We start from the raw sequence: 26596 nt of genomic DNA on the forward strand, positions 1-26596 counted from the left end.
TATCGGTTAATATCGCATTTCGCACGCAGCGAATACGGCTCTAATGAGCTGAACAGTCGATCTTGAGCAGCCATAAAAGTGCCTGAATCCGTAACACGGCGATAAGCACGCCCCTCCAAAAAACATATCAACAAATACACTCCAGAAAGTGATGGCCTTGATTAATCCTTTACGGACCACGCTGCTTGAGCTGGCAACGATAAAAGCCGTCGCGGCAAGCCTGATACGGTCTGTATCTGATACGTACCGGCGCGGGCCCTGCAAGACAGGCATCATTGCTTTTCTGCTCGTACTGCTTAGCGGCTGCGCAGGCGTCAAAATCGCTACCGTAAGCACCGAGGATTACATTGCCCAGCGCCGTGGCGATATCCTCACCACCAACAAGCTCAGCGCTTCCGCACGCGATACCCTCACCAGCCTGGCGATCGCCCCCGAGCAATGCGCAAAAGACATTCCTCATTGCACATCCAGGCTGACCGAGCTCTGGAACCTGGACACCGAGCAACGCATGGCGGCACTGGCCGAGGTCTGGACGCAAGAGGCCTTGCGTTTGCAAGGACGGCGCAATGCACGGCCTGACTTTTCGGTCGAGTTGTTCGATGCGTATCTGCAAAGCGCTCGCTATGCCTACGCCTATCTGTTTTTCACCGATCGCAGGCCTGGGGATCGCGCCTTTGAAGATCGTCAGACCCAAGTGCGGGACTACTATAACTACGCGGTACAGCAAGCGACCATGCTGCTGTTTGCCAAGTATCACGACACCAGCTACGCCTTTCAGAAAACCATTAAGATCGGCCAATGGAGTATTCGGGGGGACTTATCCCAGGTTCGCAATGCCACTGCCCCACAACCCCATGAGCTGATTCCAGCCTCGCAACTGACATTCCGTGGGGTGCGCAGCATTTATCGCCGTGACGGCTTCGGAGCCGAGATGGTGGTGGTGAACGACTCCCAGGACATCAGTCCCGCCACATTCCAGAGCACGTATAGCGAGCCGCCTTTCCAGGCAGTGACGGGGATCATTACCTTCCCAGGCGAAACACTGTCCCAGGTTTTGCAGACCCGAGACGCAACGATTATTGGCTACGACCCCTACCAGCAAACCAGCGTCCAATTAAAAGACGTGCAAGTACCACTGGCGGCCAACTACACCTCTGCCTACGGCCTGTGGCTGGCGCGCTCGGACTTCTCGACACAGGCTTTACGCACCGCGCTGGGACGGGATGGTGGCATTGAAGCGCCACATGTCTTTCTGCTGCAACCCTATGACCCGAACCGTCGCGTCATCATCATGTTGCATGGTTTGGCCAGCAGCCCTGAGGCCTGGATTAATGTCGCCAATGAAGTGCTGGGTGATGAAGAACTACGGGATCGCTATCAGATCTGGCAGGTCTACTATCCGACCAACCTGCCCCTGCCCTACAACAATGCCGAGATTCGGAAAGCACTGACGGAAACCTTCCGGCACTTCGATCCCAGCAGAAAGGCGATTGCCTCGAACAATATTGTGGTGATCGGTCATAGCATGGGCGGGGTGCTGGGGCGTCTACTGGTGTCCTCGTCCGACAATCTGCTGGAAGACGCAGCCCGAGACCGCTATCAAATGGACGATGTCAGCATCGCCAAAATGAATCAGGAGTTTGGCAGTGTGGTGCACTTCTCTCCCCTGCCTGGCATAACGACGGCGATCTTTATTGCGGCCCCTCACAAGGGCACGCCGTTTGCGGGAAATCGTATCTCACGCTTGGCAGCGGCACTGATTACCTTGCCGGTTACGGTGGTGACTCAGCTCAATAAACTTAGCCAGGTGGCCGTCGGCAATACGCCTGCCAAAGATGAAATGCTGATTCTGCCCAATGGGGTGGAAAGCCTGCGCGACAGCGATCCCTTCATGCAGATCACCTCCAAAATGGCGATCTCTACGCAAGTGCGTTATCACAGCATTATTGCCAACGACACGCCCAAAAAAGACTTGCTGTATTCGGATGACGGGCTGGTGCCCTATCAAAGCTCCCACCTGCCCGGGGCAACGTCGGAACTGGTGATCCCCTTCTCCCATAGCGTGCAGGAGACACCCGAGGCAATTCTGGAAATCAGGCGGATTTTGCGGGAGCAATTACAGTAGCAGTAGCTGTAACTGTGGATGTTGCTAATGCAGGTGCAGGTGCAGGTGCAGGTGCAGGTGCAGGTGCAGGTGCAGGTGCAGGTGCAGGTGCAGGTGCAGGTGCAGGTGCCCAGCATTCTCCTATGAACATATATAACTCATAGGAAATAATGCCCCTCTGTTGCAGTCCTCCTACAGCCCAGGCTTCACGGCCTTGTCATACTCCCAGCCCCCACCCAAGGCCTTGTACAGATCCACCATATTCTGAAGCTGGCTTTCCCGTACCGCGATGACCTGGACCTCTGCCTGATACAGATTCCGCTGCGCATCCAACTGCTCCAGATATGAGGCGTAGCCAGCCTCATAGCGATTGCGGGCGTGCTCCAAAGAACGCTTCAACACATCGCGCCTTGCAGTCACATGGCTTAATTCCTCAGCAAAACGCTGTTGACCCGCCAAGGCATTTTCCACCTCGGAGAAAGCCTTCAGAGCCACCCCACGATACGCAAATGCGGCCTCGTCACGCTGAGCGCTTGCTGAGTCAAACTGCGCCTGCAAACGCCCACGATCAAAGATAGGGGCCAAAATGCTCCCACCCAGACTCCAGATTTTGGTGGGGTCGTAGCTTAAGGCACTGACGTACAAAGCCCCGGCTCGTGCCGACAAGGACACTTGTGGCAAAAACGCAGCCCGGCTAGCCGCCATGGAGGCATCTTTGGAAGCCAGATCCAGCTCTGCACGAGCAATATCAGGACGACGGCGTAGCAGCTCGGACGGCAAGCCTGGACCCGGTGCAGGTAGCAACAAAGCTGCCAAGGTAGAGCCGGTGTTTTGCTCATAAGCCGCAGGCAATTCCCCGGACAGCAAACGCAAGGCATTGTGGTGTCGGCTGATTGCCAGCTTTAACTGCGGAATATGCTGCTCTACGGCTTCAAGCTCGGATTCGGCCTGAGTCAGCTCCAATTGAGAGATGTAGCCCGCCTCAAATTTTTCCTGAGCCAGCCGCAAGGCTTCAGCCCGCGATGAGGAAGTCGCTTGGGCCTGTTGCAACTGTGCATCCAAACTGAGCAAGCCTATATAAGTACGGGCGGTTTCCGCTGCAACACTCAAGGCAATGGCATCGTAATCTGCCTGGGTAGCAGACAGTTTTAGCTCCGCCGCTTTGGCTTGGGAACTTAAGCGCCCCCAGAGATCCAGCTCCCAGTTCAACTGCAGCGCTGGCTGTACCGCACGGCTAATCGCCATACCACTAGGCCCCAAGGCCCGTTCCGCATGCGCACCGGTATCAAAAGATAGCGAAGGACCTAAAGACGAATCGGCCAATTGAAGCTCGGCCCGTGCCCGCTCGATACGAGTAGCGGCACTCAATATATCGGTATTCCGTGCCAGGGCCGCTTCCACGGCGGCACTTAGAGCCGGGTCACCATAGGCTTTCCACCAGGCAGAATCCACCACCGTTGCCTCGGAAGGTGCAGCTATCCAGGCTGACGGGGCCTCTACCTGCGATTGCTCGGGAGCAAGGCGGTAAGCAGGCATACAGCCAGATAGCAGCGCCGCCCCGCCCAACAAAGCAATCCCATACCTTCTTGCTGACGAGATCATGGATTGCGCTCCCCAGCCTTATCAGATTCGCCCGACGTATCTACCCTGGCAATGACGGACAAGCCGGGTCGCAGTCGCTCCACTCCTGGCTGGTCTGCATCGATGGCAATGCGGATTGGCAAACGCTGAACCACTTTAGTAAAGTTGCCGCTGGCATTATCAGCCCTCAACACCGAGAACTCAGATCCCGTCGCTGGAGCAATACGCTCGACATGGCCGTGAAACTCCGCGCCATCCAGGCCATCCACCGTGAAGCGCGCAAGCTGACCAACATGGATGCTAGCCGTCTGCGTTTCCTTGAAATTCGCTACCACCCAACGGGCATCCGGCACCAGAAACAACAACTGCGAGCCTGCCGTCACATACTGGCCCTGGCGCACAGAAGCCTCACTGACTTGACCGTCAGCCGGTGCGGTCACCACCGTGTTATCCATATCGATACGCGCCAAACCCAGGGCCGCTTCAGCCGACTTCACCTTGGCCTGCAAGGTCGCCCGCGATACGTCGGTGGATTTGATCGTTTCTTCTGCAATCGCAATATTGGCTTTGGCTTGCAGCATATTGCCGCGCCCCAGCTCTGCCGTCGCAACAGCCTGATCGCGCTCACGCACAGAAATCGAGCCTTTATTCGCCAATTCCTTGGCACGATTGCGATCCGCCTCAGCACGCCGAGCCTCGGCCTGAGCCGACACCAGCGCTGCCTTGCGTGCATCCAGACTGGCCCGGTTCTGTGCCTGGGCCTGATCCAGATTTGCCAGCTCCGCTAGTGCCGCATCTAGCTGCGCCTGTGCCTGGTTCAGCTTTTCTTTATAGATACGATCATCAATCTGCACCAAAGGCTGGCCCGCCTGAACTCGCTCAAAGTCCTGCACCAGCACTTGGGATACATAACCGCTAACCTGCGGTGCCAGCACGGTCATTTGACCGCGTACGTAGGCATTGTCGGTCGTGACTCGGGCGGTTTTAAATGGCCCCAGGTTCCAGGCCCATAAAATAAGCAGCAAGCCACCCAGCAACACGAAGACCATCACAATGACGCTGCGTCTGCTCGGTTTGATAACTTTAGGAGGCAGTGAAGGCGCGTTGGCCGGACCCAGTTTGCCATCGTTGTCTGAGTCTGTCGGTGCGGCAAGCTCACTACTGCGATCCTGATTTTCAGATGAAGTGTCTTGACTCATAAATACGGACTACGTTTAAGAATGTGAAGAAGTGCCAGATGCCGCTTTCGCGCGTCTGGACTCAAGAGCAGGGCCAGCCGCCAGGAGCACGGGCCATAGCAAAAAGCCCGTCGCTAAAAGGCCAATCAGCAGGAAAACATCGTTATAGGCCCGAACATGCGCTTCCCGACGAGCGGTTTGAGCCAACTGGGCCGTGCCGGTTGCCGCTTTCAAAACCGGGTCTGTCATAACAGGACCCACTGCTTGTTGCTGCTGCTTCAGGCGATTGGCCACCAAGGGATCAGCCACATTCAGGTGGCTGACAATGGCCGCATAATGATGTTGCTGCCGTTGCTGCTCGAAGGTGCTCAAGGTGGCGGTACCCAGCAGCCCCCCCAAGGTCTGGGTGACATTAAGCAGCACAATAAAAGTCACCATATGATCGGGGCCGTACTTGAAAGCTTGCTTGAAGCCAATCATCACCAAAGGCCCCATGAACATGCCTGCACCAATGGACAGCACAAACTGGCTGTAGAAAAAGTCATGTGGGCGGTCCATGCTGGTGCGCCCAAAATCCATGAAGCTGGAAATGCCAATCAGGAAAATGGCTGCAAACACCTGCAGCAAAATCGTCTTGGGGCCAAAGGTCAGCGCACTTAGCGCAATGCCGCACACAATCCCCAAAAAGACGACCCAGAACAAAGGCTGCATCTGCTCCGAGCCCATGCCCAGGGAGCGCAACATATTGACCATGCCGTAGTTCTGCTCAGTCGTGATGAAGCGCAAAATCATGGCGCCTACGGCAAAATAAATGGTCGAGCCTTGAGCCAGCCACCGCACTTTAAGCAGTGGATTAACACGGTGATATTCCAGAAAGGAGCAGATCGTAAACAGGAACAAGGAAGCGATCGCCATCCAGGCCAGATTGCTATCGTTGAACCACCAGCGGATGTAGCCCTGCGTTAAAAACATGATCAACAAACCAGCAGCCGGCGCAAACAAGGCGAAGGCCAGAAAGTCCAGTTTTTCAAACGCCTTGATCTGATAACCGGGGGGCAATTTCAACAGCACGACCGCCGCAAATGCACACAAGGCCATACCCGCTTCAAAGCTATACAAACCGTGCCAGTTCCCCAGTTCAATGAGGGAAGGAGACAACACCCAGGCCAGGGGCGTAGCCATCTGCGTGATACTCACCCCCAGCACCAAGGCCTTGCCCAGCAAACGTCTGGGGAAAGCCTGCAACATGTACAACACGCCCAGCGTGCTTGCCGCCGCCCCCGAAAAACCGCTGGCACCGCGCAGAAAAATCAGCGACTCTGCACTATTAATAGACAGGTGCAGCAAGGCCAAGAAGGCATACAGACCCAAGCCAATTTCAGCAAACAGGCGCATGCCATATTGCTGCCGAAACTTGAACACCAGCAAATTGGCGGTGATATTGACCATCGCATAAGCCGCAGGCAACCAGGCTGCCTCGGAAGGCGTCAGCCCCAGCTCCCCTTGCAGCGTCGGCAGGTTCACCGACACCAGAGCATTCCCCAGCCCGCCCGTCAAACCAACCAGTATCGCTACCAGGCCGTAAGCGACCCGTATGTGCGACTCATGATGAGGAGCCGATGGTGAACCCGGCATGAAAGGCTTTTCGTGATCCTCCCAATGCGGGTGTGGCTTCAAATAAGGACTCATTCAGGCTCCCAGTCCGGAGCCTGGCTATCCACCTGCAAGAGCACACCTTCACACAGGAACTTCAGGGAACGCTTGACGAACAACAGCCTTTCCTTGTCCGTGCGCCCGCGCAAACTGGCTGCCAGCATTCCAATCAAAAGAGGGATATCCGTGGGCTGCAAAGCGGGGTTGCACTGCCCGGCGGCCTGCCCTTTTTCCAGCGGCTCCCGGGCCAGCTCAACCAGACGCGCCCGAACTCCCACAATGGCGGGGTGTCCAGGATCAATGGCTTTCCAGTAATCAGACATGGGAGCCGACTCCAGCGCGAAGCCAGCCAGCACCTGCATCAGAATCTTGAAGTCCTGAGCATTGCCTTTACGCTTGCTCTGAAAGCGCTCCTCAATCCGGTCTGCTGCGCGTACCAGCAAGGCTTCCATCAAGGCAGCCCGGTCGGGAAAGTTGCGATACAAGGTTGCCCGTCCGACGCCAGCCTGCGATACAACCTGGTCCAAGGGAGCCGTGACGCCATGCTTGCTAAATACCGTGTTAGCCGCTGCCAGCAACAGTTCCCGACGTTCCAATGCATCAGAACGGTTAGGTAAATTCCGGTTTTTCATCCCGAAATTATACGGACAGTTTTGTCCGCTTAAAAAGGGGCAGGATTAAAATAGTGGTAAGAAACGATATTCCATGTATGAAATAAAAGCTGAAGACTGCTTGAAATAAACAAGAGCAGCCTTGGCCTGAATGACCAAAACTGCTCTTTTGAAACAGCTATCTAATTCGCAGCAATGGGCTTGTCACACAAGAGTCGAACTAACCGCTGCACCGATTTTCAAACCAGCTTCTTGTCTCCCGTCAGGCTGGTTTTTTGCTGCTTAAGCCAGCTATCGTGCAACCACTTCTCGGTTTTACGATGACCGGGAAACGTGATCCAGGTAATGTCGCGCTCAAACACCATGGGCTGCTCATCGGGCCCAATAATCACCCAGAACCACAAACGATCTTCCAGGTTGCGGGCCTTTACCTTCATCCCGGTCAAGGTCACCGTCTCTGTACGACCATTCCGCTCTATACGAATCGGCTCGTCATGGGTATCAACCCAATGAATTTCCATTTTCGGCAGTAAGTCAGGAGCATGCTCCTGCAAGAAAGCGCGCGCGATTTCCTCGCTGCGCTCTGCACTCGGTAAAGGGCGGTCCACCAAGTCCAGGGAGATATTGGCGAAGCCTTTCAGACGTCCGGACTCAGACACAACCGAGCTGAAATGCTCCCCTTCCAGCCCCGCATTACGACCATCATCACGCTCATAGCGGGTCAGGACAACGGGCTCTCCGTCTACATTGACGGCACGTTGGGCTACCTGAGCATGAGTCGCAGGAACAAAGGCTGCGGCGGGATTATTGATTGTGGTACTCATAACATTCTCCGTAATAGAAGGACTGGTCTGCGCCTGTGCAGGAAGAGCCCAGGCCGCCTGCAGCGTTACTGCGGCAAGCACAGCAGGAAGAGAAAAATGAACTCGCATTGTTACGGACTCCTATTCAGAAACCAGGGCATAGACTGCGCAGCCCACCAGCAAAGCGGCGAGCAACAAATAAGTACTAGCTAGAGTCATATCCGTCGTCTGCTGCGCCAGCCACGGCCCCAGACTTGCGCCAATAAACAAAACAAAGGTGTAGAGCGAGACGGCCAGGCCTCGCACTGAGCTATCGCTGACTCCTGCGACTCGGGCGATCAGGCTAGGGACGCTGATACCCAGCCCGGCCACAAAGAGGAAACTGGCACCCAGCAAGGCCATCAAATGGGTTTCACCTGCCCATGCACTCCCTCCTAGTCCCGCAGCAGCACACACCAATCCCACACCGAGCGTTCGCTGCGCCCCCACACGGGGCATCACGACGGCAACCAGCAAAGGTGTCAAAAACGCAGGCGCTACCAAAGCGCGAGTCATCAAAGGGGAAACTCCCAACTGGGCGAATTGCCTTCCGAGTTTGCTATCCAAGCTCATGTAGAAAGCGACAAAACACATCAGCAGGAAAAATGCGGGTACGTAAACACGGCGCAGTCTTGCATCGGCCAGCAAACTCCCTATGGACCTGTAAGCACTCAAAAACCCAGTCAGTCCCTGACCCATGCGCTCATCGGCAGGCCTCTTCCCCAGGCACCACGCGGTCAAGGAAAACACAGCGCAAAGCGGCCAAAATGCAGCTCCCAGCCCCCAAGGCCCGGCAATCAATCCGCCATAAATCTGCCCCAGCAAACCAGCAGAAAGAAAAGCCGTACTCATCCAGGCCACACTCCACACCCGTTGACGTGGGCTACCTCGCTCAGCCAGATACGCAATCGCTACAGGAGGAAAGGAAGAAGCAGCCAGTCCCTGCAGTACACGACCAACGATCAAAACAGCAGGAGAGTTGGCAAGGCTTAGCACCGCCGTGGCACATATCAAGGCCAGCAAGCCACCGACCAAGACACTGCGACGGCCCAAACGATCTGACAGAGGACCAAAAACAAGAAATCCGGCAGCGTAGGCAAATCCAAAACTGCTGACCATGCCCGTGGCATCAACCCCATAGGATTGCTTCAAGACTCCCAGAATCGGCAAGGGCAGGTACAGCAGGGAAACAACCGACAAAGCGCAGAGAACCATCAGGGCGCGCAAGCGCACACTGACAGCCTGCAGATCATTTGCGGGTACTTTCATCATAAATGTTCCTAGCTGTTATACAGCAAGCTACATATATATTAAAAAAAAACGGCAGACAATCAGCCGCCGTTTGCTTTGGGCAAGATGCCCTCTTGATTGAGCTTGAGCATCAAACGCATCAGCAAATCTCGTTCTTTTGCGTCGAAATGACTCATTAACTCAGCAACCCAAACGTAATGAGCAGGCAAGGCTTTTCCCAGGACGTCGGCGCCATGCTCTGTCAGACGAACTAACCAGGCACGACGATCTTGAGGATGCTGTTCCCGATCACAGAGGCCAGCCACTTCCATACGATCAATAATGCGAGTCATCGTCTGTGACGTAACCGAGACACCGTCAGCCAGCGTGCCAATGCTCAAGCCGTCCGGGTTACGTTTCAGCAAAATCAGCACAAAGAACTGCGTCTGCGACAAGCCGGAAGTGCGATCAAGATTGGCTTCAAAAGCCGACAACATTTCACTGGTTGCCGAAGCCCAGACAAGCCAAGTCTGCAAACCGTCCACGTCCGGGTTGCTGTACTCGGCGCCCAGCGTCACCAGAGTGTCGTAGCTAGGAAGATCCTTGAGTTCAAACATCGCACTGCCATGTAATCATCATGGCTGAAATGTAGCTGACTACCTATTTGTAGGTCAAGAGCTTAAAAAAAACAATAATCTGGCTCAATACTGTTGATCGCAATCACCGCCTTGCTCCATCAACATGTTTGAATAAATAATCTTTCTTACCTCACGAAATCCATAAGAGCACCCATGACACCCCAAACAGCAATCCGGATGGCCTCGTATAACAGCCAGATGAACCGTCGTGTTTATGATGCAGCAGCACGTTTATCTTTTGACGAACTGCATCAAAACCGAGGAGCATTTTTTGGTTCGCTGTTCCAAACCCTGACGCATATTGCAGTGGGTGACACAACCTGGTTGCTTCGTTTCGCCGAGCACCCCGATGCCTTGGTATTGCGGGAAAAAATGGCTGCCTTTACCGCACCCAACGCCTTGGATCAAAAGCTTTTCAACACCTTGCCAGAGCTGGAGCAGTATCGCGGTACCTTGGATAGAATTATTGAAGAATGGGCCGGGTCACTGACACAGGCACAACTGAACCAAACGCTAAGCTTTACCAATATGGCAGGCAAGAATATGCAGAAAGACTTTGCACTTCTGGTAGCGCACTTTTTCAACCACCAGACTCACCACCGCGGCCAGGCCAGCACCCTGCTGTCTCAGTCCGGTGTCGATATTGGGGTGACGGATTTGTTGGCTTTGGTGTCTTGAAAATTAATCGCCAATAAAAATGTAGCCCCTGGGCCTCAAAAAATCGAAAAACCAAAGTTTTGAGGCCCAGGGGCTACAAATTCAGAAGGGATTGGTGAGTACGTCAGCTAGACCCTCCCACCCCTTGCATCAGCTCCCCTTAATACTGTGCCCGTAAAGACAGCATCACGTTCTGCGGCGCACCGTACCAGCCCTGGTTATAGAAGCCGATCTGCGAGTAGTACTTTTTATCGAACAGGTTATTCACATTCAGCGTGGCCGAGACGCGTTTGTTGAAGTCATAGCGTGCCATCAGATTCACAAGGGCGTAGCTGCCCTGCTCTACTTTATGAACCTGCCGATTTGGACCCGTGGCGTTCTGGTACATGCGGTTTTGCCAATCAATCCCGCCCCCTACGGTCAGCCCCTGCCAGTCTCCCGACAAGCGGTACGTGGTGTAGAGCTTGAACAAGGTGCGCGGCTTGCTAGTGTTGATCGGTTTGCCTTGGGCATCCTTGGCGGTGAAGGTCGTCAAGCTGCTGGCCAGATGCCAGCCCGGCAGCACCTCTCCCCCAACTTCCAGCTCTATCCCCTCCACTTTCGCCCCGGAAACCGGGCGGTAGGCGGGGGTATTGGGCGGAGCACCGATCACGTTATTGCCCGTGGACTCGGCCAGATTATCCTGGCGGGTCTGGAACAGGGACAGGGCTCCGTTCACACGTCCATCCAGCCAGGCGGCCTTGATACCCAGCTCGTAGCTCTTGCCGGTAATCGGGTCCAGAATCTGGCCTTGTTCATTACGAGCGTTTTGTGGCTTGAAGATTTCTGTGTAGCTGGCGTAGGCCGTATAGGTATCGTTGAAGTCGTAAATCAGCCCGGCGTAGGGAACAAACTGATCCTTGTGGCGATACTGACGCTTGGCCCCAAAGTAGGTCTGATCGGTTTCCCAGTTACTGATGCGTCCACCCACCATCAAACGCAGATTGTCCATCAAGGCAAAGCGGCCTACCGCATACGCACCAGACTGCTTGCTGACCAAATCGTCTGCCTGACTGGGGTCGCTAGACCAGTTCGGCTCGGGTACACGGCCCGGCTCGTAGAAACTACCTGCATTCGGCACAGGAGCCAGTGCCCGATATTGAGGGAAATCGACACGATCTTCTGAACGCATCCAGCCCAAGGAAAACTCATGTTCACGACCAAACAATTCAAACGGGCCTGACACGGATGCGTTAAAGGCTTTACGACGCACATCCCCCTTGTAATACGAGAAAGAGTTCGATGTACCCAGGCCAGTTTCACGGTCGGGATAGCCGCCCCGGAAGATTTGTTTCATGGACGCGTCCGTTACCGACTGGTTATAGGTGACGCGCAGCTTCAAATCGTTGGTGAACTGATGGCTTAAATCGATAAAGCCCGTAGTGGTGTCGTTTTCAACACGCGCCCATTTGGCATTATTGGAAACCGAGCGATCAAAATCCGTACGGCTGCCATCGCTATAGAACAAGGGAAAGCCACTGCCAAAGCCGTTATTGGAACTGGATTGGTAAGCGACCCCGCCTGTCAGTTCCATGCCTGGCATCAGGTCTGCGGTGATGACGCCGTACAAGGTACGGGTCTTGGTATCTTGCAGATCGGTATAGCTGTCGGCCTTGCCATAAGCACCGACCAAGCGCCCGCGGACACGACCATCCTTGGTGATAGGGGTAGAAATATCAGCATAGCCGCGAGCAAAGTTCCAGCTACCTACATTCACTCCGGCAGAGGCGGCAAAGTCACGCAAAGGACGTTTACGCACATAATTAACGGCTGCTGACGGACTACCGGCACCGGTCATCAAACCCGTAGCACCACGCACCACTTCAACCCGATCAAAAATGGCCAGATCCAGATTGCTTTCCCCAAAGGCCCAGGGTGACAACACGGGCTGAGTCCAGCCATCAAACTGGTAGTTATCAACACCAAAACCTCGAGCCGAAAAGGAATAGCGATTGGTATCGCTACGCGTAACCGACATACCCGGCGCGCTTTGCAAGGCGTCTGCCGTTGTTTGCATACCCCGGTCATCCATCATCTGACGGGTGACCACGCTAACGGACTGTGGAGTTTCCTTGATGGACAGGGAGAGCCCCGTCGCTGTGCTCATGGCCTTGGTGGTGTACGAAGGATCGGTTTCCGTCACACCAGGGTCACGATTGCTCTTGATGGTGATGGCAGACAGTTCTGCTGGGGCATCCGCCGCTTTATCCTGCGCCCAGACCGGGCTGCCAGCGGCTGCCAACAACATGGCCGAGCGAGTTAGGGGAGTCAGCAGGCGCAGCCTTGCACGAGCAGAACAGGTAGAAACAGCAAGCATGGAAGTGGATCTCAGGACAGATTTTAGATGCGAACAATTATCATCTACCGTATTTACCGAAGCGTATCCCTAAACGCAGAAACCCTATTCCAAATATCAGTCCTGTCGCTTTCTTCCTATGCTGGGCGTCGATCAGCGCCTTGTTGCAGCCAAAACCAGCTAATTGCACTAAGCACTACGCAGGTCAGCATGGCAGCAGACATGCGCAAGGGCTGCCCATAAACCCACGGCACCAGCCAGCCACTGACAACAGAAAATGTGGTCATCTGGCAAAAACCTAATAAGGACGCCGCCAACCCGGCCCGGCTTGGCACTTGAGCCAGGATCCGCATGGTCACCACCGGCATCAGCATGGCCAGACCTGCGGTAAAGAAAGCAGGCAACAACACTGCCCAAGGCAAGGCAGGGTGCGCAGCGCTGGCCAGATACCAGGTATAAGCTGCGCAACTGCTCAGCATCAGGCCATAGGCTCGACGAATAATCTTGATATCCCCCCAATGCAGCACAAGATGGGCAGACGCCAAGGCTCCCAGCATGGCCCCAATCACCAAGGGCACAAACAGCACGGCAAAGGCGGTTTCGGGAAGATTCAGGGTACGGGAAATGAAATCCGGAGCGGCACCAATCAAAAAAGCCTGAGCTCCGACCAGCAGACTTAAAGCCAGGCTCATGCCCATGAAGGAAACATCACCCAGCAATTGCGCAATATCGCTACGCAATTGACGCCAGACCAAGGGCTGACGCTTGCTGCTGGGCAAGGTTTCAGGCAAGCAACGCATACACAAATAGCAAGCCGCCGCTGCCAGAACGGCCAGCATCCAGAACACGGAGCGCCAGCCCACATGCGCAATCAACTGGCCGCCCACAATCGGGGCCAGAGCGGGCGACACATTAAAGACCACAACGATATAAGACAAGGTGCGTTGCGCCTGTTCGCCTTGATAGCAATCCCGCACCATGGCCTGACCGATCACCAAACCCGCTCCGGCCGACAAGCCTTGCAGTACGCGAGCAACCAGGAGCCAATCCATGCTGGGTGCCAAAGCCGCCATCACCGAGCCGGTGATATACACCAGCAAGGACGCCAGAATCACAGGCTTGCGGCCCCAAGCATCCGACAAGGTGCCATGCAGCAGCAACATGGCCGCATAGGCAGACATATACACCCCCAGGGTCTGCTGCACGCTTTCTGGCGGCACCTGAAACTCGCGCTCCAGGGCGCTGAAAGCAGGTAAATAGGCGTCAATCGTGGCAGGTGCAACGCAGGCCAGCAGGCCCAGAATCAGCACCATCAAGGGATACGGGGGAAGCGAAGAAGGCAACACAGCTCGGTCTGAAACAAGAAAAAAACGCCCCATAAAGGGGAGGTCTCTTTCAGGATGGACGATGCAAGCCGGACTGGGTAATGGCAAATGCCTAAAGAGCTTTGAGCAATGACAGAGCTGGCCGCCCCGCCGCTTCAATTCAGTTCGCTGGGCGAAATCCCGTAGCGTTCACGAAAGGCCGTCGCAAAGTTGGTGGCGTGGCGATAGCCCACAAAGTGAGCCGCCTGCTGCACGCTCCAGCCTTGCGCCAGATAATCGCGCGCCAGTTCCAGACGACGCTCCCGCAGCCAGCCAAAAACTGAGCATTGGTACATGGCCTGAAACTTCACCCGCAAGGTGCTGGGACTCATGCAGGCCAGCTTGGCCAGATCCGCCAAGGTATGGTCTTCCCCCGGTGCGTTATACAAACGCTCCCGCACCCGTTCCAGCAACTGTCGATCACGGGCCATCGCCGGTGATTCTTTGACCGGCTTTTGAGTCAGTCCATCCAGAGCATGCGCCAGCACTTGCAGGCTGACGCCTTCCAGCAGCAAATCGTGCGTGGCTCCCTGCCAAGGGCTGTCGATCAAATGCTCCAGGGTCTTGAGCAGATGTGGCGGCACCGTCCATTGCTGCATGCGCAGCCCGGAAGGTCCCATCAGTTTGGACAAGGTCTCGGCCAGCCGCGAGTCCCCCACACCTTCAGGAGAACTCAAAGAGATATTGATGCTGCGCAGTCGCTGCCCCGCCGGGTGAATGCCCGTCATGCTTACAGCGTCGCTGTGTGCGATGCTGATGCCGCTTTGCGCGACCAGACTTAGCGAGGCCTGACTGGCTAGCTGGGTCTGTGCTCGACCTTGCAACATCACAATGGCGGAGAAATGCGGGGCACTGATGGAACTGGACTCGTAATGATGGTGCGTCACGATATCCGAGAGCACGAGCTTGATACCGGGCCGGACCTCATGTTCCTGCACGCGCCCTTGCGCAATGCAAAGTTCTTCCCTGCCCCGATCCGGACCTGCGTAATGAGGCAAACGATAGTGAAAACCCGCCTGACTGCCGAGTCGGTCAAAGTCCGATACCGTGAATCTGATCATGGGAGTGTAGACGGGAAGCCAACCTTGCCAAGCGTATACAAGGTTCGAGGCTATAGCGTGAATAACAGTAGAAAGACAGAAAATGAGAATAGCATGCATTCTTAATTGAACGACTACTTTCAAAGCAGAAATTCCCGCCTATCCATGTACTCGACCTCACTTTGAGCCAGCTCAACCGATTGAAATAACTACGGCTCGGCAAGGATCAGGTCTTCAATCCAATAGTTGCTGCGGAATCCGCTCAGCCATGAAATCGATAAACGATCTGACCCGAGGGGTTTGCGCACTACGCAAGGGCCAAAGCAGCCATATGCTACCGCGGTCATCCGTATAGTCAGCGAGCACTGGCTGAAGCCGTCCAGCCGCAACATCGGCTTTGACCAGATAGCTCGGTGCCTGAACGATACCCAGACCACCAAGTGCCGCAGAAGCCAAGGCTTCGCCATCGTTCAAGACAATGGTCGGCTTGAGGGGCTTGGCCGGTGGAGTGCCCTTGAACGCCCAATTCTCAGGCCTTCCGCTTGTGGGGAAACGGTAGTGAATGCAGCAGTGATCATGCAGATCGGACGGTGACCGGGGCACTCCGTGTTGCGCCAGATACTCGGGCGAGGCGCACGTTATGAAGGTATGCGGCCCCAAGGATCGTGCTTGGAGACCGGAGTTCTCCAGCTCCCCGAGGCGCAATACAAGGTCATAGCCTTCCTCAATCACATCAACCTGGCGATCGTCCAGACTGAGGTCAATAGTCACTTCCGGAAAGCTGAGCTGAAAGTCCCGCAAGGCCGGGAGAATAATCTTGCGCCCCAAGACAGTGGGCACACTTATTTTTATTCGGCCACGAGGTGTGCTCTGAAAAAGTTGCAGCTCCCGCTCTGCCTCCTGGAGATCTTTCAAAACTCTGGAAACGTACCGATAAAGGACTTCGCCCTCTCCAGTCAAAGCCAGAGAACGGGTCGTACGGTTCAGTAGTCGTACGCCCAGCCTGAGCTCCAGTCTTTCAACCGCCTTGCCCGCCGCAGAGGCCGACAGACCCAGCTTTCGTCCGGCTGCGGCAAAACTGCCGGACTCTACAGTCACGGAAAAGGCCACCAGGCCGCTGAGCGATTCGATCGAGAAGATTCCAGACATATTGTCGCGAATCATACGACTGCCACCCCTCTTCTGTAAACGGCGATCTCGGTGAATGATGGAAAACATGATGTGCCAACGTATAGCTCGTCTGTTGGTTTGAACTTCCATTTCACTTGTAGCGCCCACACTGGAGCTCTTCATGAATAGCAAAACTCAGCCTATGAATTCGGACAACACAGACGCATCCGGCTCGGCAAGCGCCGGGTATGACTTCGACATCATCGTGGTCGGCGGGGGGGCTGCAGGCGCAGTGCTGGCCAGCCGCCTCAGCGAGGATGCCTCACGCCGTGTCCTGTTAATCGAAGCTGGTAAGGCCTATGAACCCCACCGTTACCCGGACTCAGTCCGTTTGCAAACCATTATCGGCGGTGATACAGAGCACGGCTGGGGCTTCACCTCGGAACCTGGCTGGGGCGGGAAGTCTTTCCCGGTACCGCGCGGCAAGGTGCTGGGCGGCTCTTCCGCAGTGAATGCGGGCGTATGGATGCGCGCGCCCGCTGCTGATTTCAAGCGCTGGACGAAGGCTGGCCTGCCACACTGGACTGCCACCGATGTACTCCCATTCTTCCAGGCCAGCGAGCGAACCGTCTCCGGTTCAGATGAATGTCGAGGCCGCACTGGCCCCGAACCCATCCATCAACTGCAAGACGACGAAATCTCCGACATGCAATCCGCCTTCATCAAGTCCGCAGAAATGGCCGGCTTCGCGCGGGTCAAGGACTTCAACGGCGACTCACCGTTCGGTGTCGGCCCCTATCCCATGAACAACCGCATGGGAGAGCGACTGAACACAGGCATGACGTACTTATCAGCGGCCGTTCGGGCTCGTCCGAACCTGACTATTCTCAGCGAGACGCTGGTCGATCGTGTCGAAATCGAGAACGACCTGGCGCAAGCCGTCATCCTTGCTGACGGCAAACGCATCTCCGGTGGCGAAATCGTGCTGTCAGCCGGTGCCTATGGCTCGGCGGCCATCCTACTGCGCTCCGGCATCGGTCCTGCAGCCGACCTCCAAGCATTGGGCATCCCTGTGGCGGCCGATCTTCCGGTCGGCCAGCGCCTGCAGGAGCACCCCTTCTTCTTTACCGTCTGGGCAGCTCATCCCGAGCGGCTGGGATTGCCCACCCCACCCGTCGGGGCAATTCTATGGGCTCGGTCCTCCAAGAGCCTTCCTGGCGATGGAGACTTTCACGTCAGTGCAGTGCACTACGGGGATCCGGCGGACTCCCCTACCGGCGCCATCTTCATGTTGGCGCTGGCACTGACCCGCCCACGGTCCACAGGCAAGCTGACACTACGGGACCGCAATCCCGAGACAGCGCCCATTATTGACCTGAACATTCTGGGCGAGGCCGAGGATCGGGAGTTGATGGTTGAAGGCATCAAGATGATCCGCCGTCTGACAAGCCAGGGCCCGCTTTCCGAGATCATCACAGAAGAACTCGTTCCCGGAGCAACCGTTGTAGAGCCTGCTGCTCTGGAAGCGGCACTACCGACAGCACTGGACATTTACCACCATCCCACCTCAACGGCTCCAATGGGTGGCGATAACGATCCAAACGCAGTGACAGACTACCAAGGACGTGTGCTAGGCATTGGCAAGTTGCGAGTCGCCGATGCATCCAGCTTTCCCGATGTGCCGTCTGTCGCGACCAATCCCACCGTAATCATGTTGGCTGAGCGTGTCAGCGACTGGATCAAAGGATGACGCTCCGGGACTGCCTGCTCGGGCGTCTGAAAAAGACGATCGTAGTCTGGGCCGCCGTGTACCCCAGTGTGCTAGCTGTACTGTCTCTGGTAGGAGACCTGCTACAGGACTGGCCGCTACCACTTCGGGTACTCGGTACGACGGTGCTTATTGTGCCGGTCGTCACCAATATCACTGAGCCGCTTGTCAGGGCTGCCCTTACTTCAATAGCGCGAGCAAAGGAAACGCCCCCACCGCCGCAGAAGTAAACGCAGGCGAGACGCGTACCCGTGCGCGCTCCACCTGCAAAGGCCAAGCAATTTCTCATGGAGATCAAAATTATGACCAAGACTGAGAACAACTCGAACCCCCGCGAGGCATTCAACTGGATTAATGGCGACTGGCACTCCGAGGGCACGCGAAAGACCTCGATCAATCCGGCAAACTACCAAGTGATCGGCCACTATCCTGATAATGGTTTGGAAGCGGCAAAGGCGGCGGTCATTGCCGCTAAACACGCTTTTCGAGAAACTCTTTGGGCACACGATCATGAACTGCGCGCCCGAGTTCTGCAACAACTGGCCTGCGCATTCGAGCGCAATCGCGACAAGCTTCTGGAAATCCTCTCACTTGAAAACGGCAAAATCAAAGCAGAGGCCGGATTCGAACTTGACATGATTCCGAGCAAACTACGCTACTCCGCTGCCACTGCACTTGTTGAAGGCGGACGTGCACTCACGCCCAAGCCCGGCAGCATTTCCATGATTCTGCGCCAGCCGATCGGAGTCGCGGCGGTCATCGCCCCCTGGAACTCACCGGTAGTATTGACCATCCGGTCCCTGGCCCCAGCCCTTGCCGCCGGATGCACCGCAGTTATCAAGCTACCGGCCCAAGTCGCGCAAACAGCCAGCATCATGGCCAAGGTCATTTCAGAAGCCAAGGATCTTCCAAGAGGTGTAATCAATCTGTTTTTTGAGAGCGGCCCGGAAGGCTCTGCCTATCTGGTGGACACACCGGACGTGCCAGTGGTGAGTTTCACAGGATCGACCCGGACGGGGCGAGCGATCAGTAGCAGCGGCGCTAAACGCCTGAAGCGGTTTGGGATGGAGCTCGGTGGCAAGACGCCGATGATTGTCTTCAACGACGCGGACGTCGCTGCCGCCTTACCCGTACTGGAAAAGGCATTAACCATCTTTAGCGGGCAGTTCTGCATGACTGGATCTCGTCTGCTGGTGCAAGATGGCGTGTATGAGGCAGTTCGCGACGGTCTGGCCGAGCGGCTGCGCAAGGTCAAGGTTGGCCCGGCCGCCGATCCGAGCAGTGATATGGGACCGTTGATTGACCGCGCGAATGTTGAACGCATCGAGCAGGCCGTCAGGCAGGCAATCGCGGCAGGTGCCAAAGCTATAGAGCGCGGCGGCGCCGTAACGACGGGCCCATTGGCAAGCGGCGCATTCTTTCGCCCCGTGCTGCTGGAGGTATCCGATAACCGTCTTGCCATCATTCAGGAAGAGACATTTGGCCCGGTGCTGACGATCCAGCGCTTTTCAAATGAAGCCGAAGCCATTCAATTAGCCAACGATAACGAATATGGTCTGGCCGCCAGCATCTGGACCCGCGATCTTGATCGCTCCTTGCGGGTCGCACAGGCCATTGACGCAGGCTCCGTGTGGATCAATGATTGGGCGAAGGTGTACGACAGCACGGAGGAAGGCGGGTTCAAGCAGTCCGGCCTCGGGCGTTTGAATGGCCTTGCGGCATTGGAAGACTTTCAGGCGTACAAGCACATCGCCCTGAAGCCTGGAATCAGCCAAAACTAAAGGATTTGCCATGTCGAAACACATTGCCAAAGAACTGATTGACGCGCTCTATGCCGGCGCATCCGTTCCACCCGGTTGCCGGGTCAATCACGCACGAGGCCTGCTGGTCGAGGGGTATTTCAGGGCCACACCCGCAGCCTCCAAGATATCCACCGCCTCGATATTCAATGGACTAGACCATGCGCTACTTGTCCGCTTTTCCAGCTCCGGGGCTGACCCTGGCCTAGCCCAAGACCATGCACAGGCAGAGCCACGCGGGCTCGCGCTAAAGATCGGTGAGCAAGAGCCCTTGGTTCTTGTCGGGCATTCCATCGAAGGATTTCCCGCACGTGACCCTGAAACCTTCCTGGCCTTTCTCAAAGCACTGAAGAACGCAGGTGAACAGCCAGAGGGGATGAACACACATCTAAAAGCAAACCCTGCTGCGCAACGCTTCGGGGCAATGCGCCAGGGCCCCCGCCCGTCCAGCTTCACGGCCTTGGACTATCACATGCTTCACCCTTACCGATTGACGTCCCCAGATGGGGCATCACAAATTGGACGGCTCATTGTGACCCGTCATCATTCTGACTGTACTCAAACACCGGACAGTGGCCCAGACTACCTCGACGAGAGCCTGCAGCGTCAAATGGCCTCACAGCCAGTGGAGATTGCGCTCGTTTTTACACCTGTACCCGCCGAGGTTCAGGCAGACGACCTGACAGCGACCTGGCCTGATAAAAACGACTCTATCGTTCTAGGCCACCTCTTCCTCCAAAGAACAGCATCGGACCAACCGTCTCAGCGGTCTCTCGTGTTCGATCCCTCTATCCTGCCTTCCGGTATGGCGTTTGCCGGGGACCCAATGATCGAAGCACGCATGCAAGCCTATCGAATAGCGGCTGCACGACGCTGCGGTGCGCCTATCAAGGACTGACAGAAAGACAAGCTGAGCAGCGGTGAAACGGCAATATCAGCACAGCAAAATCCCCTTATACACATGCTGCTATAATCCGGCCCGGCAATAAGTGATCCTTTTGCCAACACCTTTTTTGCAAGAAGAATCCTTCATGAACAACACCGTGCCAAGTTTTGGTCGGCGTCAATTTCTCAAAATTCTTGGTGCTGGGGCAGCGTCGCTGTCAGCTACCGCGATGGGACTATCGACAGCCGCCGCTCAAGTTCCTGCTGCTGTCCGGCCCTACAAGCTCCTGCGTGCTAAAGAGACTCGCAACAACTGTACGTACTGTTCAGTCGGATGCGGGATCCTCATGTACTCGATGGGCGATGGCTCCAAGAATGCGAAACCCCGCATCTTTCACATTGAAGGCGACCCGGATCACCCGGTCAGCCGTGGTTCGCTCTGTCCGAAAGGCGCTGGTCTGCTGGATATGATCCATTCCAAAAACCGGCTGCTGCACCCTGAGTACCGTGCACCCGGCTCCAAGGAATGGGTCAAGATCAGTTGGGACGAGGCGACCAAACGTATTGCGCGCCTGCTGAAAGATGACCGCGACGCCAACTTCATTGCCAAGAACGAGAAAGGCCAAGTGGTAAACCGCTGGCTGTCCTCGGGCTTTCTGGCCTCTTCCGCCGCCTCCAACGAAACCGGTCTGCTGGATTTCAAATTCACCCGTGCCTTGGGGATGCTGGGCATCGACTGTCAGGCGCGGCTCTGTCACGCCCCCACCGTGTCGGCCTTGGCGCCCAGCTTTGGGCGCGGTGCCATGACCAATCACTGGGTAGACATCAAGAACGCCAACGTGGTGATCGTGATGGGCGGCAACCCGGCTGAAGCACACCCCGTGGGCTTCAAATGGGTGATCGAGGCCAAGGTCAAAAACAAGGCCAAGGTCATTGTGGTTGACCCACGCTTTAACCGTACCGCCGCCGTCGCTGACATTTTCTCGCCCATCCGCGCCGGTTCCGACACCGCCTTCTTGATGGGCATGGTGCGCTGGCTGCTGGAAAACGACAAGATTCAGCACGACTACGTGCGCTCCTACACCAACGCCAGCCTGATTGTGCGTGACGACTTCACCTTTGACGAAGGCGTGTTCTCCGGCTTTAACCCGCAGACCAAGGTGTACGACAAATCGTCCTGGACCTATGCCCTGGACGAGAGCGGCGAAGTGATGCGCGACATGAGCATGACGCATCCGCGCTCCGTGCTGCAGTTATTGAAAGCGCACGTGGATCGCTACACACCCGAAGTTGTAGAAAACATTACCGGCGTCAAACAGGCAGACTTCCTGCAAATTGCCGAAATCATCGGCTCCTGTTCGGCCAAGAACAAAACCCTAACCTGGCTCTATGCGCTGGGTTGGACCCACCACACGGGTGGTGCACAGATTATTCGTGGCGCAGCCATGATCCAGCTTTTGCTGGGCAATATCGGCATGGCGGGCGGCGGCGTGAACGCCTTGCGCGGCCACTCCAATATTCAGGGCTATACCGACCTGGGCCTGCTGTCCTTGCGTGTGCCAGGCTATATGAACTTGCCCTCGGACAGCCAACAGACTCTGGCGCAATATCTAAGCGAAACCACGCCCAAAGATGTGCTGCCCGGACAAGTCAATTACTGGAAGCACACTCCAAAGTTCTTCATCTCTTTGCTGAAGAATCTGTACGGCAAGCACGCTACACCAGACAACGACTTTGCCTTTGACATGCTGCCCAAGTGGGACCGCAGCTACGACATGCTGGCCTACTTCGACATGATGTATGAAGGCAAGGTGAACGGTTACTTTGCGCAGGGCTTTAACCCGCTGGCCGCGATGCCGGACAAGAACAAGACCTCCAAGGCCTTGTCCAAGCTGAAGTTCCTGGTCATTGTGGACCCGCTGGTCACCGAGACCTCGAACTTCTGGCGCAATGAAGGCCAGTTCAACGACGTCAAGACCGAAGAAATCATGACGGAAGTGTTCCGTCTGCCGTCCAACTGTTTTGCGGAAGAAGACGGTTCCATCGTGAACTCGGGCCGTTGGTTGCAGTGGCACTACGCTGGACAAGAACCTCCAGGTATTGCTCGTCATGACCCCAATATTTTGGGCGAAATCATGATGGAACTGCGTCGTCTGTACGAAGAAGAAGGCGGTGCCTGTCCCGAGCAAGTATTGAGCATGACCTGGGACGCCGACACCTATCACGACCCGCATTTCCCGCATCCGGAAGAAGTGGCCAAAGAGGCTAATGGCTATGCGCTGGCTGACGTTTTCGACGAGAACGGCAAGCAGATTCTGCGCAAAGGCCAGTTGCTGGATAACTTCGCACAATTGCGTGATGACGGCACCACCCAAAGCTATTGCTGGGTCTTTGCGGGTTCCTGGACAGACAAGGGCAACCAGATGGCCAATCGGGACAATACCGATACCGGCTTGGGCAACACCCCCGGCTGGGCCTGGGCCTGGCCTGCCAACCGACGCATTCTGTACAACCGTGCGTCCATGGATGAAATGGGTAATCCCTGGGACCCGCAGCGTCAAATCCTGCATTGGGATGGCAAACAGTGGACCGGGGCGGATGTACCGGACTTCCCGGCCAACTTGCCACCCGGCAGTCCTGCCGCACCCTTCATCATGCTGCCCGAAGGGCTGGGCCGTTTGTTCTCGGAAAAAGGCATTAATGATGGTCCCTTCCCCGAGCATTACGAGCCGGTAGAAAGCCCGATTGCGAAGAACCCGCTGCACGAAAAAGTGACACATAACCCAACGGCGCGGATTCTCTCCAACGATGCCGAACGTATGGGCAACCGTCATGACTACCCTTATGTGGCCACCACCTACTCCATTACCGAGTTGTTCCGACACTGGACCAAGCACTCATACCTGAATGCCATGTTGCAGCCTGAACAGTTCGTGGAGATTGGCGAACAACTGGCGGCAGAAAAAGACATCCGTCACGGCGATACCGTCAAAGTCACCACCAAACGCGGCTACATCACCGCCAAGGCTGTGGTGACCAAGCGCATGCGCACCCTGACCGTTGCCGGTCAGGAAGTGCAGCAAATTGGTATCCCCTGCCACTGGGGCTTTGAAGGTGAAACCCGCAAGGGCTTTCTGGCCAATACCCTGGCCCCCGGCGTAGGCGACGCTAATACGCAAACACCGGAGTTCAAGGCCTTCCTGGTCAATGTCGAGAAAATGAAGGGAGCCACGGCATGAATTCGCAAAACATAGTGCGCCGTTCGGCCACCAACTCCGTCACGCCCGCGCCGCAGGTACGTGACCACCAGATGGAAGTCGCCAAGCTGATTGACGTGTCCATCTGCATCGGCTGCAAAGCCTGTCAGGTTGCCTGCAATGAGTGGAACGACTTGCGCGGCCAGGTTGAGGAAAACGTCGGTGTCTACGACAACCCCAGCGACCTGAGCCCCGATAGCTGGACCTTGATGCGTTTTACAGAACACGAGGACGAAGCAGGCAAGCTGGAGTGGCTGATCCGCAAGGATGGCTGCATGCACTGCGAAGACCCGGGTTGCCTGAAAGCCTGCCCGGTTCCCGGCGCAATTGTTCAATATGCCAATGGCATTGTGGATTTCCAGTCCGACCTGTGTGTGGGCTGCGGTTACTGCGTGGCAGGCTGCCCTTTCGACGTGCCGCGCATTTCCAAGAAAGACAATAAAGCCTACAAATGTACGCTGTGCTCGGACCGCGTCACGGTAGGCCAGGCACCTGCCTGCGCCAAAACCTGCCCAACCGGTGCAATTGCCTTTGGTTCCAAGCAGGAAATGAAAGATCTGGCCCTAAGCCGCATTGAGGATCTGAACGAGCGCGGATATGAAAACGCCGGTCTCTACGATCCTCAAGGCGTAGGCGGCACCCACGTCATGTATGTGCTGCAACATGCAGACGACCCCCAGCGCTATGCCGGTTTGCCCAAAGAGCCACAAATCAGCTCTGTGGTCGGTGGCTGGAAAGACGTGCTCAAACCTGCGGCGGCCATCGCCGGTGCAGTGGCGCTAGCCGGTATGGCTGCCCACTTCATCGGAGTGGGACCCAATAGCGTCGACGAAGACGAGGATCACAGCGACACGGAAACCAAGGCCGTTGAAGGAGGCGATCATGGCCAAGAAAAGTAATCTGGTTCTGCGCACCAAATTCCCCGAACGCCTGTGTCATTGGGCAGTAGTGCTGTGCTTTTTTCTGGCGGCAACATCGGGGCTGTCCTGGTTCTACCCATCCTTTTCCTGGTTGAGTTCCTTTCTGGGCACGCCACAACTAGCCCGAGTGCTGCATCCCTTTCTGGGTATCGCGGTCTTCACCGGGCTTTGCTATATGTTCGTGCGCTTTGTGAAATACAACCTGCCCGCCAAAACAGACCTGATCTGGTTTCGCAACGTCAAAGGTGTGGTCCTGAACAACACCAAACAGCCTTTGAAAATCGGTAAATACAATGCCGGTCAGAAGGTGCTGTTCTGGCTGATCATGCTGTCCATCGTCACGCTGCTGGTATCGGGCCTGATCATGTGGCGTGCCTACTTTGCGGAATTCTTTTCTATCCCCGTCCTGCGCCTGGCTATCCTGATTCACTCGGTCGCCGGAATTGGCTTGATTCTACTGATTCTGGGCCATATCTATCTGGCTATCTGGGTGCGTGGCTCCATCACCGGCATGGTGACGGGCTATGTCTCCAAAGCCTGGATACGTCATCACCATGACCGCTGGCATGAAGAGCTGCAAGCCACCCAAAAAGACGCGAAGGAAGGCAAAGCATGAACGAAGTTCCTGTCCGTCGCTCGGTTCCGTCGGAAGAATCTACTCGACATTTCGACCCCATCTTGCGGCCTGAACTGCATGAGCTCTACACCGCCCGCGCATCCCGATTGCGTGAGCTGGCTCAAGGGCATGAGCTGGAGGCCTATCTGCGTTTGGCGGCGGATGTGGCTCAGGCTCAGGCTCAGGCTCAGGCTCAGGCTCAGGCTCAGGCTCAGGCTCAGGCAGCAGTTTCGCCTGAAAACCGTTCCGATGCAGTGGCCGTTGATCCTGTAGAGATCGCTCGTCAAGGTGCCTGGCTGGCCCATCTGGATGTGCTGCTGAGCCAGCTTGCTCCAGACGCTTCGCCTGCCATCACCCCTCATCTGGATGCCCTGCGTGCCATGAGCGCCCAGGCTCGTCTGGATGCCGGTTTGGCGCTGGCACAAAACCAGTTTGACGCCGTGTCCCAGGCATTGGCTCCTTTCCTGTGGGCCGCCTTGTCGCTGGAAGTCGCCTTGACGGCGCGAGCAGTGCCTCTGCCTGCGACAAATGATGAAGAGTCTGCCAGTTGCCCGGTTTGCGGCAGTGCTCCGGTCGCCAGCCTGATTCACAAAGGCGCCCGCCAAGGCCTGCGCTATCTGCATTGCTCCTTGTGTGAATGCGAATGGCATATGGTTCGCGCCAAGTGCACCAACTGTGCCGATGCAGGCGACCTGGATTACCTGAGCTTCGACACGACCGAAGCCGTGGTGCGTGCAGAAAGCTGCGGGCATTGCCATAGCTATCTGAAAGTCATCTCTCAAGAACGCGAACCCAATGCGGAAAGCGTCGCTGACGATTTGGCTACGCTGATACTGGATGATGCCGCCACTGAAGAAGGCTATGGCCGCACAGGCTTGAACCCCTTTGCACTGCCTGATCAGGCCTTATAGAAAAAAAAGCCCGGATTTGCTGAATGCTGATCCGGGTATTTGTTTGCCAAGTCGCAAGCGGCCCTATAATCAAGAATGATTCCTGTTTAGCCTTCTG

20 protein-coding genes are annotated in these 26596 nt (G+C 56.1%); 9 read left to right on the top strand and 11 right to left on the bottom strand.

Annotation, left to right across the window (positions count from 1 at the left end):
• Positions 1-151: 151 nt before the first annotated feature.
• Positions 152-2125: an esterase/lipase family protein gene (locus OSH09_RS16945; protein WP_266121635.1), complete on the top strand. Its 1974-nt coding sequence runs from the start codon at positions 152-154 to the stop codon at positions 2123-2125.
• 171 nt (positions 2126-2296) lie between these two features.
• Here the strand turns inward: OSH09_RS16945 and OSH09_RS16950 are convergent, their stop codons facing one another.
• The 7 genes from OSH09_RS16950 to OSH09_RS16980 form a co-directional block, all read right to left on the bottom strand.
• On the bottom strand, positions 2297-3706 hold the full coding sequence (locus OSH09_RS16950; RefSeq protein WP_266121636.1) for an efflux transporter outer membrane subunit: 1410 nt from the start codon (positions 3704-3706) through the stop codon (positions 2297-2299).
• Positions 3703-4884 (bottom strand): HlyD family secretion protein, encoded by a 1182-nt coding sequence (locus OSH09_RS16955; RefSeq protein ID WP_266121637.1) that lies wholly within the window; start codon positions 4882-4884, stop codon positions 3703-3705. Before OSH09_RS16955 ends, OSH09_RS16950 begins: the two co-directional genes overlap by 4 nt.
• A 15-nt stretch (positions 4885-4899) precedes the next feature.
• On the bottom strand, positions 4900-6552 hold the full coding sequence (locus OSH09_RS16960; protein ID WP_266121638.1) for an MFS transporter: 1653 nt from the start codon (positions 6550-6552) through the stop codon (positions 4900-4902).
• Positions 6549-7148, bottom strand: coding sequence for a TetR/AcrR family transcriptional regulator (locus OSH09_RS16965; protein ID WP_207875490.1), 600 nt, complete (start codon positions 7146-7148; stop codon positions 6549-6551). Before OSH09_RS16965 ends, OSH09_RS16960 begins: the two co-directional genes overlap by 4 nt.
• A gap of 218 nt (positions 7149-7366) precedes the next feature.
• On the bottom strand, positions 7367-7951 hold the full coding sequence (locus OSH09_RS16970; protein WP_266121639.1) for a hypothetical protein: 585 nt from the start codon (positions 7949-7951) through the stop codon (positions 7367-7369).
• Between the two features lie 120 nt (positions 7952-8071).
• Positions 8072-9241, bottom strand: coding sequence for an MFS transporter (locus OSH09_RS16975; RefSeq protein ID WP_266121640.1), 1170 nt, complete (start codon positions 9239-9241; stop codon positions 8072-8074).
• 59 nt (positions 9242-9300) lie between these two features.
• Positions 9301-9816: a MarR family winged helix-turn-helix transcriptional regulator gene (locus OSH09_RS16980; RefSeq protein WP_266121641.1), complete on the bottom strand. Its 516-nt coding sequence runs from the start codon at positions 9814-9816 to the stop codon at positions 9301-9303.
• 174 nt (positions 9817-9990) lie between these two features.
• Here OSH09_RS16980 and OSH09_RS16985 point away from each other — a divergent pair, with 174 nt between their 5' ends.
• Complete coding sequence (locus tag OSH09_RS16985) at positions 9991-10515, top strand: DinB family protein (protein ID WP_207875493.1); 525 nt, start codon at positions 9991-9993, stop codon at positions 10513-10515.
• A gap of 139 nt (positions 10516-10654) precedes the next feature.
• Here the strand turns inward: OSH09_RS16985 and fauA are convergent, their stop codons facing one another.
• From fauA to OSH09_RS17005, 4 genes are all read right to left on the bottom strand, one after another.
• Positions 10655-12850: a TonB-dependent alcaligin siderophore receptor FauA gene (gene fauA / locus OSH09_RS16990; protein ID WP_323178771.1), complete on the bottom strand. Its 2196-nt coding sequence runs from the start codon at positions 12848-12850 to the stop codon at positions 10655-10657.
• 116 nt (positions 12851-12966) lie between these two features.
• Positions 12967-14208 (bottom strand): multidrug effflux MFS transporter, encoded by a 1242-nt coding sequence (locus OSH09_RS16995; RefSeq protein WP_266121642.1) that lies wholly within the window; start codon positions 14206-14208, stop codon positions 12967-12969.
• Between the two features lie 101 nt (positions 14209-14309).
• A complete protein-coding gene (locus OSH09_RS17000; RefSeq protein ID WP_266121643.1) occupies positions 14310-15254 on the bottom strand; it encodes a helix-turn-helix transcriptional regulator in 945 nt (314 codons plus the stop codon).
• Positions 15255-15467: 213 nt separating this feature from the next.
• Positions 15468-16451 carry a LysR family transcriptional regulator gene (locus OSH09_RS17005; RefSeq protein WP_266121644.1) on the bottom strand — a complete coding sequence of 328 codons (984 nt, stop codon included), beginning with the start codon at positions 16449-16451 and terminating at the stop codon, positions 15468-15470.
• A gap of 73 nt (positions 16452-16524) precedes the next feature.
• Here OSH09_RS17005 and OSH09_RS17010 point away from each other — a divergent pair, with 73 nt between their 5' ends.
• From OSH09_RS17010 to fdhE, 7 genes are all read left to right on the top strand, one after another.
• A complete protein-coding gene (locus OSH09_RS17010) occupies positions 16525-18093 on the top strand; it encodes a GMC family oxidoreductase (RefSeq protein WP_266121645.1) in 1569 nt (522 codons plus the stop codon).
• Between the two features lie 305 nt (positions 18094-18398).
• Entirely contained in the window at positions 18399-19892 is a 1494-nt protein-coding gene (locus OSH09_RS17015; RefSeq protein ID WP_266121646.1) for an aldehyde dehydrogenase family protein, read from the top strand.
• Positions 19893-19902: 10 nt separating this feature from the next.
• A complete protein-coding gene (locus OSH09_RS17020) occupies positions 19903-20808 on the top strand; it encodes a catalase (protein ID WP_266121647.1) in 906 nt (301 codons plus the stop codon).
• A gap of 133 nt (positions 20809-20941) precedes the next feature.
• A complete protein-coding gene (gene fdnG / locus OSH09_RS17025) occupies positions 20942-24034 on the top strand; it encodes a formate dehydrogenase-N subunit alpha (RefSeq protein WP_266121648.1) in 3093 nt (1030 codons plus the stop codon).
• Positions 24031-24951 (top strand): formate dehydrogenase subunit beta, encoded by a 921-nt coding sequence (gene fdxH / locus OSH09_RS17030; RefSeq protein WP_266121649.1) that lies wholly within the window; start codon positions 24031-24033, stop codon positions 24949-24951. The genes fdnG and fdxH overlap by 4 nt, the downstream gene beginning before the upstream one ends.
• The gene (locus OSH09_RS17035) at positions 24935-25588 is read left to right on the top strand and encodes a formate dehydrogenase subunit gamma (protein ID WP_266121650.1); all 654 of its coding nucleotides are present in this window, start codon (positions 24935-24937) and stop codon (positions 25586-25588) included. Before fdxH ends, OSH09_RS17035 begins: the two co-directional genes overlap by 17 nt.
• Complete coding sequence (gene fdhE / locus OSH09_RS17040) at positions 25585-26499, top strand: formate dehydrogenase accessory protein FdhE (RefSeq protein WP_266121651.1); 915 nt, start codon at positions 25585-25587, stop codon at positions 26497-26499. The genes OSH09_RS17035 and fdhE overlap by 4 nt, the downstream gene beginning before the upstream one ends.
• Positions 26500-26596 lie beyond the last annotated feature (97 nt).

Origin of the sequence: Alcaligenes parafaecalis (genome assembly GCF_026344135.1) — a bacterium.
Classification (GTDB): Bacteria; Pseudomonadota; Gammaproteobacteria; order Burkholderiales; family Burkholderiaceae_B; genus Alcaligenes; species Alcaligenes parafaecalis.

Excerpts from the sequence above, each read along its gene's own strand:
- OSH09_RS16945 (WP_266121635.1), top strand. The coding sequence starts at position 152 with ATGGCCTTGATTAATCCTTTACGGACCACGCTGCTTGAGCTGGCAACG.
- OSH09_RS16950 (WP_266121636.1), bottom strand. The coding sequence starts at position 3,706 with ATGATCTCGTCAGCAAGAAGGTATGGGATTGCTTTGTTGGGCGGGGCG.
- OSH09_RS16955 (WP_266121637.1), bottom strand. The coding sequence starts at position 4,884 with ATGAGTCAAGACACTTCATCTGAAAATCAGGATCGCAGTAGTGAGCTT.
- OSH09_RS16960 (WP_266121638.1), bottom strand. The coding sequence starts at position 6,552 with ATGAGTCCTTATTTGAAGCCACACCCGCATTGGGAGGATCACGAAAAG.
- OSH09_RS16965 (WP_207875490.1), bottom strand. The coding sequence starts at position 7,148 with ATGAAAAACCGGAATTTACCTAACCGTTCTGATGCATTGGAACGTCGG.
- OSH09_RS16970 (WP_266121639.1), bottom strand. The coding sequence starts at position 7,951 with ATGAGTACCACAATCAATAATCCCGCCGCAGCCTTTGTTCCTGCGACT.
- OSH09_RS16975 (WP_266121640.1), bottom strand. The coding sequence starts at position 9,241 with ATGATGAAAGTACCCGCAAATGATCTGCAGGCTGTCAGTGTGCGCTTG.
- OSH09_RS16980 (WP_266121641.1), bottom strand. The coding sequence starts at position 9,816 with ATGTTTGAACTCAAGGATCTTCCTAGCTACGACACTCTGGTGACGCTG.
- OSH09_RS16985 (WP_207875493.1), top strand. The coding sequence starts at position 9,991 with ATGACACCCCAAACAGCAATCCGGATGGCCTCGTATAACAGCCAGATG.
- fauA (WP_323178771.1), bottom strand. The coding sequence starts at position 12,850 with ATGCTTGCTGTTTCTACCTGTTCTGCTCGTGCAAGGCTGCGCCTGCTG.
- OSH09_RS16995 (WP_266121642.1), bottom strand. The coding sequence starts at position 14,208 with ATGGGGCGTTTTTTTCTTGTTTCAGACCGAGCTGTGTTGCCTTCTTCG.
- OSH09_RS17000 (WP_266121643.1), bottom strand. The coding sequence starts at position 15,254 with ATGATCAGATTCACGGTATCGGACTTTGACCGACTCGGCAGTCAGGCG.
- OSH09_RS17005 (WP_266121644.1), bottom strand. The coding sequence starts at position 16,451 with ATGTTTTCCATCATTCACCGAGATCGCCGTTTACAGAAGAGGGGTGGC.
- OSH09_RS17010 (WP_266121645.1), top strand. The coding sequence starts at position 16,525 with ATGAATAGCAAAACTCAGCCTATGAATTCGGACAACACAGACGCATCC.
- OSH09_RS17015 (WP_266121646.1), top strand. The coding sequence starts at position 18,399 with ATGGAGATCAAAATTATGACCAAGACTGAGAACAACTCGAACCCCCGC.
- OSH09_RS17020 (WP_266121647.1), top strand. The coding sequence starts at position 19,903 with ATGTCGAAACACATTGCCAAAGAACTGATTGACGCGCTCTATGCCGGC.
- fdnG (WP_266121648.1), top strand. The coding sequence starts at position 20,942 with ATGAACAACACCGTGCCAAGTTTTGGTCGGCGTCAATTTCTCAAAATT.
- fdxH (WP_266121649.1), top strand. The coding sequence starts at position 24,031 with ATGAATTCGCAAAACATAGTGCGCCGTTCGGCCACCAACTCCGTCACG.
- OSH09_RS17035 (WP_266121650.1), top strand. The coding sequence starts at position 24,935 with ATGGCCAAGAAAAGTAATCTGGTTCTGCGCACCAAATTCCCCGAACGC.
- fdhE (WP_266121651.1), top strand. The coding sequence starts at position 25,585 with ATGAACGAAGTTCCTGTCCGTCGCTCGGTTCCGTCGGAAGAATCTACT.